At 68.5% G+C, this 7,388-nt stretch carries 6 protein-coding genes; 4 read left to right on the forward strand and 2 right to left on the reverse strand.

What is annotated here, in order from left to right; translation table 11 throughout:
* Nucleotides 1-67: 67 nt before the first annotated feature.
* On the reverse strand, nt 68-1,231 hold the full coding sequence (locus tag TSO5_RS21645) for an aminotransferase class I/II-fold pyridoxal phosphate-dependent enzyme (protein ID WP_109153508.1): 1,164 nt from the start codon (nt 1,229-1,231) through the stop codon (nt 68-70).
* 62 nt (nt 1,232-1,293) lie between these two features.
* Nucleotides 1,294-2,727, reverse strand: a complete 1,434-nt coding sequence (locus tag TSO5_RS21650; protein WP_247870871.1) for a gamma-glutamyltransferase — start codon at nt 2,725-2,727, stop codon at nt 1,294-1,296.
* On the opposite strand from TSO5_RS21650, the gene TSO5_RS21655 reads away from it, so the two are divergent.
* The 4 genes from TSO5_RS21655 to TSO5_RS21670 all read left to right on the forward strand — a co-directional run bounded on the left by TSO5_RS21655 (nt 2,687) and on the right by TSO5_RS21670 (nt 7,197).
* Nucleotides 2,687-4,054, forward strand: coding sequence for a M48 family metalloprotease (locus TSO5_RS21655; RefSeq protein ID WP_109153510.1), 1,368 nt, complete (start codon nt 2,687-2,689; stop codon nt 4,052-4,054). The genes TSO5_RS21650 and TSO5_RS21655 overlap by 41 nt on opposite strands.
* 172 nt (nt 4,055-4,226) lie before the next feature.
* Nucleotides 4,227-5,654, forward strand: coding sequence for an esterase-like activity of phytase family protein (locus TSO5_RS21660; RefSeq protein ID WP_109153512.1), 1,428 nt, complete (start codon nt 4,227-4,229; stop codon nt 5,652-5,654).
* A gap of 132 nt (nt 5,655-5,786) precedes the next feature.
* Nucleotides 5,787-6,554 carry a DsbA family protein gene (locus tag TSO5_RS21665; protein WP_109153514.1) on the forward strand — a complete coding sequence of 256 codons (768 nt, stop codon included), beginning with the start codon at nt 5,787-5,789 and terminating at the stop codon, nt 6,552-6,554.
* A gap of 13 nt (nt 6,555-6,567) precedes the next feature.
* Nucleotides 6,568-7,197, forward strand: coding sequence for an HAD family phosphatase (locus tag TSO5_RS21670; RefSeq protein WP_247870872.1), 630 nt, complete (start codon nt 6,568-6,570; stop codon nt 7,195-7,197).
* Nucleotides 7,198-7,388 lie beyond the last annotated feature (191 nt).

Here is a 7,388-nt window from a genome sequence, read left to right on the forward strand (position 1 = left end):
TCCCACCAAAGGTGGGGGAGGGTTAGGGAGGGGGCCTCCGCAGCCGCCACCCCGCCCAACCGGCCCCCTACTTCCCCGCCCGCCAGGCGATCAGCCGCCGCGCCGCCTCGGCGATGGTCGCCTCCGACCCGGCGAAGCTGAAGCGCAGGAAGCGGCGGCCGCGGGCGGTGTCGAAATCGATGCCGGGGGTGCAGGCGATGCCCGTCTCCTCCAGGATCTGCTTCGCCAGCGCCTCGCTGTCGTCGGTCATGTCCGACACGTCGGCATAGATGTAGAAGGCGCCGTCCGCCGGAGCCATCTTGGTGAAGCCCGCCTTCGGCAGCTCCTCCAGCAGCAGCGCGCGGTTGCGGGCATAGCGGGCGACGTGGCCGTCCAACTCCTCCGTACAGTCGAAGGCGGCAACCGCCGAGACCTGACTGAGCGTCGGCGCGGAAATGAACAGGTTCTGCGCCAGACATTCGACCGAGCGCAGCAGATCGTCCGGCACGATCATCCAGCCGAGACGCCAGCCGGTCATCGAGAAATATTTGGAGAAGCTGTTGACCACCAGCGCCTGATCGTTCACCTCGGCGGCGGTCACCGCGTCGGTGCCATAGGTCAGGCCGTGGTAGATCTCATCCGACACCATGCGCACGCCGTTGGCGCGGCACCAGTCGGACAGGGAGGTCAGTTCCTCACGGCTCAGCATCGTGCCGGTCGGGTTGGCCGGGCTGGCGACGATCAGGCCCTGCACCGGCTCGTCCAGGGCTTCCAGCAGCTCGACGGTCGGCTGGAAGCGATGCTCCGGCCCGGTCGGCAGCTCCACCGGGACGACGCCGGCGGCGGTCAGGGTGTGGCGGTAGGCCGGATAGCTGGGCGACGCCATCGCCACCCGGTCGCCCGGATCGAAGGCGGCGAGGAAGCCCAACTGGAAGGCGCCCGACGACCCGGTGGTGACGACCACGCGGCGCTCCGGCACATCGACGCCGTAACGATCCTTGTACCACTTGGCGATGGCCGCACGCAGCGGCGGGATGCCGAGCGCGCCGGTGTAGCCCAGCGGGTCGGCCCCGACCACCGCGGTGGCCGCCGCCTGCACCACGCCCTTCGGCGCGCCGGTGGAGGGCTGCCCCACCTCCATGTGCAGGACCTCCAGTCCAGCGGCCTCGCGCTCGGCCGCGGCATGCATCACTTCCATCACGAAGAAGGGCGGAATCGCGCCCCGCTTAGAAACCTTGGGCTGCTTGCTCATGATTGTCCGTCTCTAACTTTCTTTGGCCGGGCTCTCTTTGGACGTGCCGTTTTCCGGCAGTGTCATTCCCGCTTGCGTTCGCTTTCGACCGTCAGCCCCAGGCTGCCAGCGCGCGGGTCGATTGCCGTCTGGCAATAGCGGACCCCATCCTCGATCGAAACCCGGCAACCGGCGAAGCTGACCCGGCCGGGGATGGATTGGGGACGGGCCGCCTGAATCTGCGGGGCGGTGGACTTGTCCTCCAGACCGGCCGGAAGGGCGGCCGACAGCAGTGCGGCCGGGCCGGCGGCCGGACCGTCGTCGCCGTTGGCGGTGCCGACTCCGGCGAACAGGGTGCGGCCGATGATGGAGTTGGCGATCAGCGCCGGCGCACCGAAGCCGCCGCGGTCAACCCCCTGGGCCACCAGCATGCCGGTGCCGGGGATGCCGCGGCCGGTGCCGAAGGGCGCCCCCTGGGTGAAGGCGCAGGCGGCGCCGTTCTCGTCGGGATCGATCACCATCACGCCGGCACCGGCGGCGGTCGCGCCCTTGCCGGTGGCGCCCAGCAGCTGGGCGGCGCGGGTGGCGCGCTCGCCCGGCGGCAGCGATGCCACCGCCTTCCAGGCCTGGATCAGGGCGGCGCCGGCCTCCGGCTCGTTCAGGTCGGGCACATGAAGGTCGGAGATGTCGAAGGGCACGGTCAGCGTTCCGGCGACGCGCGGCTGATAGGCGCGCAGCTGCGCCGGATCGATGCCGGTGCCCTGGGCGACCGTGGCGGCGAGTGGACCACTGTAGAAGGCGCCCACCCCCTGCCGGCGCAGGACCGACAGGGTCGCAGCCAACTCCGGCTGGCCGACCACCGCGCCGACGGCGGGAGTACCGGTGCCGAGGAAGCGGCGGCGCGTCTCCGAATCGGGCGCCAGCCGCCCGCCGAAAGCGGTCAAATCCTGCACCAGCGCGCGGCTGAGACCGGGGGAGAACTGGGCCAGCTGTTCGGCCGGGGAGATGACCTGCTCCCACCGCATCACGCCGGCGGAGGCCTGGACGGCGAACAGGCCGCGCGCCATGGCGGGCATGGCGGCGCCGCCGGCACCGGCCGGACGCGGCAGGAAATCGATGGTGCGCGCCTTCTTCGAGGCGGCATCGAACAACACGCAGACGCCGCCGCCGGCCAATCCGACGCGGGACGGCAGGCTGGCGGTCATCGCCAGCGCCATCGCCGCCACGGCGTCACCGGCCTTGCCCCCCTGGGCGATGATGTCGCGCCCCACACCGGCGGCATAGGGTTCGTCGGCGACGACGAAGCTCTGCACCGTGGCGTCGGTCTTGAACTTGGTGTTGACGCAGCCCGGCAGCAGTGATGCAGCTATGGCAACCGCGCCCAACCGTTGCCAGATTTGCAAGCGAGTGTGTCGCGGTCCGGAGTTCCGCCGGTCGCGCGCGGGAATCCGCTGTTCCAAGCCGGAGGTCGTCACGGTGCGCAAGCCCAGCAGGCTGGTTTCGGTCGTCGCCATCATGTCCGTTTGTCTGATGTCGCTGGTGTGGGGAGCGCCACCGGCGAGCGCGCAGCGCCGCTCGGAGATGCAAATCCTCAGCGACGCCGAGACGGACCATATCATCCGCAAGATGGCCCGGCCAATCTTCCAGGCGGCAGGCGTCGACCCGGATTCGGTGCAGATCCTGCTGATCAACGATCCGACGGTGAACGCCTTCGTCGCCGGTGGGCAGAACATCTTCATCCACACCGGGCTGTTGCTCGACGTCGACAATGCCGACCAGTTGCTGGGCGTGATCGCGCACGAAACCGGCCACATCTCCGGCGGGCATCTGGTGCGGGGGGCGGAGGCGATGGACAACGCCTTCCTCTCCTCGCTGCTCGGCATGGGGCTGGGCGTCATCGGCGGCCTGGCGTCACGCAATGCCGGGGCGGGTGCCGCCGGCGTCATGCTGGGCCAGCATCTGGCGGAGCGGAACTACCTGTCCTTCTCCCGCACGCAGGAGGCGTCGGCCGATCAGGCCGGCCTGTCCTTCCTGGAACAGTCGGGCATCTCCGCCAAGGGGATGGAAACCTTCCTGGAAAAGCTGGGGGTCGGCGATCCGCTGATGAACGACCGCGACGCCGGTTACCGCCTGACCCACCCGCTGACGCGCGAACGCATCGACGCGGTGAAGTCCTTCGTCTCCCGCTCCCACTACGCCAACGCCCATCTGCCGGCGGCGACGGAGGCCGATCTGCGGCGCATCCAGGCCAAGCTGTACGGCTATCTCGACCCGCGCGGCGCCCTGCAGCGCTACAAGGCGAACGATCCCTCGCCCGCCGCCCGCTATGGCCGCGCCTATGCCTATTTCCGCCAGGGCGACATCAAGCAAGCGACGCCGCTGATCGACGGGCTGATCGCCGACGAGCCGAAAAACCCCTACCTGTATGAGATGAAGGGCGACCTGATGCTGCAGACCGGCCGGGCGCCGGATGCGGCGGCTCCGTATCGAAAGGCGGTGGAGTTGGCTGGTTCCGAAGCCGGAACGATCCGCGTCTCCCTCGCCCACGCCCTCTTGGAACAGCATGATCCCCGTCTGGCGGACGAGGCGCTGAAGAACCTCCAGATCGCCGCCAAGGGCAAGGCGCAGTCCGCCTTCCTGTGGCGGCTGACCGCGCAGGCCTGGAGCATGAAGAAGAACGACGGCATGGTCGCCTACGCCACGGCGGAGGAAGCGCTGGCACGCGGCGACATGCCGATGGCCAAGGCGCAGGCGGAGCGGGCTGAGAAGCTGCTGCCCGCCGGATCGCCGGGCTGGCTGCGCGCCCAGGACATCCGCGGCCAGACCGGTGGCGGCGGACAGTAACGTCAGCAGACCGTAACGCAAAGCTGGGGGGGTCATATGACGAAAGCGTCCTTCCGGTAACGCAACGGTCACCGAACCGTCCCGGCCACGTCATCGCCGCTTGCTATTCCGCGGACATCGAGCGCGCCCCCATCCGTTTCGGGCGCGCGGTTCCGTCCACGGAGTACACCGCATGCCGTCCGTCCGTCCCCAGCCCTGGCATGGCCCCTGGCGCGGCTCCCTGCTCGCCACCGCGGCCCTTCTGTCCGCCAGCCTCGCCGCCTTCCCGGCTCTGGCCCAGGAGCAGCAGGCCAAGCGCTATCCCGCCACGCTCGCCGGTCATGCGGTGCTGCCGGCCGACACGCTGGTGCAGGCGCCGGCCGATGCCGGGCCGCTGTTTGCCAGCGCCGGCAAGTTCACCAACGCCGATCGCAAGCGCGTGGACGCCGTCGGCAGCATCCGCGCCACCTCCTTCGCCGCCGATCCCAAGGCACCGCGCGGGACGGAGATCATGCTGCCGGTCGCCGGTCAGGCGGTGCAGGGCTTCTCCGCCATCGTGCCGCAGGGCAACGGCGAGTTCCTGGCGCTGACCGACAACGGCTTCGGCAGCAAGGTCAACTCGGTCGACGCCCTGCTGATGGTCCACCGCGTCAAGCCGGACTGGCAGAGCGGCGCCATGCAGCGGCTGGAGACCATTTTCCTGCGCGATCCCGACCGCAAGGTCCCCTTCGCCATCGTCAACGAGAACAGCACCAGCCGTTACCTGACCGGCGCCGATTTCGACCCCGAATCGCTGGTGGTCCAGGGCGACCGCCTGTTCATCGGCGAGGAGTTCGGCCCCTATATCCTGGAGCTGAGCCGCGACGGCGTGGTCAGCGCGGTGCATGAGACGGTGATCGACGGCAAGCCGGCCCGCTCGCCCGACCATTACCGCAACAACGGCCTGCCGGCGGTCCCCGGTGCCGTCACCTTCGAGGTCCGCCGCTCCCGCGGGTTCGAGCCGATGGGCGTGTCGCCGGACGGCAAGACGCTGTACCCGTCGCTGGAAGGCCCGCTGTGGAACGCCGCCGCCAACGGCTTCGAGAACAAGGACGGCCACGCGTACACCCGCATCCTCGAGTTCGACGTCGCCAGCCGCACGTACACCGGCCGCTCCTGGAAGTACAGGCTGGAGGACAACGCCAACGTCGTGGCCGACATGGCGATGATCGACGCCGGCAGCGCCCTGATGATCGAGCGCGACGACAGCACCGAAGGGGCGAAGACCCAGGCCTGCCAGGGCGAGGCCAAGCCGGACTGCTTCAACGCGCCCGCCGCCTTCAAGCGCATCTACAAGGTCGACATCGCCGGGGCCGATGCCGAGGGTTTTGTCCGCAAGGTCGGCTACATCGACCTGACCGACATCGCCGATCCCGACCACAAGGCCCGTGCGGGGCAGGCGCCGGAAGGCCGCTTCGTCATGCCCCATCTGGGGCCGGAGGGGGTGAACGTCGTCGACGCCGACCACATCGTCGTCGTCAACGACAACAACCTGCCCTATTCCACCGGCCGGACCATCGGCAAGGCGGACGGCGACGAGATGGCGCTGCTGTCGGTGGGCGAGCTGCTGCGCGCCCGCTGATCGCCAAACGCAGATTACCGATCGCTAAAACGTGAGGTCCGGGCAGGCGCTTTGCACTTGTCCGGACCGGATTGTCGGTCCAGTGTGGGCGGCCTTCGGCCCAACTCCCTTCGTGTTTCGGAGACCGCCCTCATGCGCCCCGCCCTGCCGTTCCTGCGTTCCGCCCTGCTGGCCCTGCCCGTCGCGGCGCTGGCGCTGTCCGCCGCCGTCCCGGCCCGTGCGCAATCGGCGAGCTTCGACAGCACCCAGAAGACCGCCATCGAGAAGATCGTCCGCGACTATCTGATGGAGCATCCGGAGGTGATCCTGCAGGCCGTCGACGCCATGCAGGAACGCCAGAAGACGGCGGAGGCCGAACAGGCCCGCAAGGCCCTGGTGGAGAACAAGCAGGAACTGACCCGCAACCCCGCCGACCCGGTCGCCGGCAACCCGCAGGGCGACGTCACGGTGGTGGAGTTCTTCGATTACCAGTGCGGCTACTGCAAGGCGGTACAGGCCGATACTCAGTCGCTGATCAAGGGTGATCCCAAGCTGCGCTTCGTCCTGAAGGAATTCCCGATCCTGGGTCCGGCCTCCGTGGTCGCCTCCAAGGCGGCGCTCGCGTCCCGCGCGCAGGGCAAATACATGGAGTTCCACAATGCCCTGATGGCGCAGCGCGGCCAGCTGGACGAGGCCGTCATCATGCGGCTGGCCAAGTCGGTCGGGCTCGACACCGACCGGCTGAAGAAGGACATGGAGTCGCCGGACGTGCTGAAGGTGATCGCCGCCAACCAGGCGCTGGCCGAGAAGCTGAACATCCGCGGCACCCCGGCCTTCATCTTCGGCGACGAGCTGGTGCCCGGCGCCATCCGGCTGGACGACATGAAGCGGCTGACCGAAGCCGCCCGTGCCAAGGGCTGAGGCGGAGCGTTCGATGACCGGAATGACCGAGCAAACCAAGCCGTCCGCCGTTATCTTCGACGTCGGGCAGGTGCTGATCGAATGGGACCCGCGGCATCTCTATCGCGAGCTGTTCGACGGTTACGAAGACCTGATGGAGGATTTCCTCGACCGGGTCTGCTCCCCCGCCTGGAACCTGGAGCAGGACCGCGGCCGTCCCTGGTCGGACGGGGTCGCCCTGCTAATCGAGGAGCATCCGGACTGCGCCGAGCTGATCCGCGCCTATGACGACATGTGGGAACGCATGGTGCCCGGCCCGATTCCCGGCACCCCGGAAATCCTGGCGGAGCTGAAGGCCCGCGGCGTTCCCGTCTATGCCATCACCAACTTCTCGGTCGACAAGTTCGAACTGACGCGCAAGCGCTTCGACTTCCTGAACGGCTTCGACGGGATCATCGTTTCGGGTCAGGAACAACTGGTGAAGCCAGACCCGGCGATCTATCGGCGGCTGATGGATCGTTACGGTCTCGCACCGAAAGACTGCTACTTCATCGACGACAACCCCGACAATGTCGAGACGGCGCGATCGGTGGGAATGTCGGCGCACCTGTTCCTGGGCGCCGAGGCGCTGCGGCGCGATCTGGAGGCGGTGGGGCTGCTGTGAGGGGTGCACGCCGATTGCCCCCTCCCTAACCCTCCCCCGCGTTCCGCGGGAGAGGGAACTCCGCCGTCCTTTTGCGAAACTCCGGCAAAGCTCCTACCCCCTCTCCCGCGCAGCGGGGGAGCAACCATGTTGTTTTCATGGTGAGTGTGGCATTGCCTCCCATTCCTTGTTGTCTCGGACCATGGCATTGA

This window comes from Azospirillum sp. TSO5, from assembly GCF_003116065.1.
Classification (GTDB): Bacteria; Pseudomonadota; Alphaproteobacteria; order Azospirillales; family Azospirillaceae; genus Azospirillum.

Bases quoted from the DNA above. Each gene is read 5' to 3' on its own strand.
- TSO5_RS21650 (WP_247870871.1), bottom strand. From the start codon at position 2,727: ATGATGGCGACGACCGAAACCAGCCTGCTGGGCTTGCGCACCGTGACG.
- TSO5_RS21660 (WP_109153512.1), top strand. From the start codon at position 4,227: ATGCCGTCCGTCCGTCCCCAGCCCTGGCATGGCCCCTGGCGCGGCTCC.
- TSO5_RS21670 (WP_247870872.1), top strand. From the start codon at position 6,568: ATGACCGGAATGACCGAGCAAACCAAGCCGTCCGCCGTTATCTTCGAC.
- TSO5_RS21665 (WP_109153514.1), top strand. From the start codon at position 5,787: ATGCGCCCCGCCCTGCCGTTCCTGCGTTCCGCCCTGCTGGCCCTGCCC.
- TSO5_RS21645 (WP_109153508.1), bottom strand. From the start codon at position 1,231: ATGAGCAAGCAGCCCAAGGTTTCTAAGCGGGGCGCGATTCCGCCCTTC.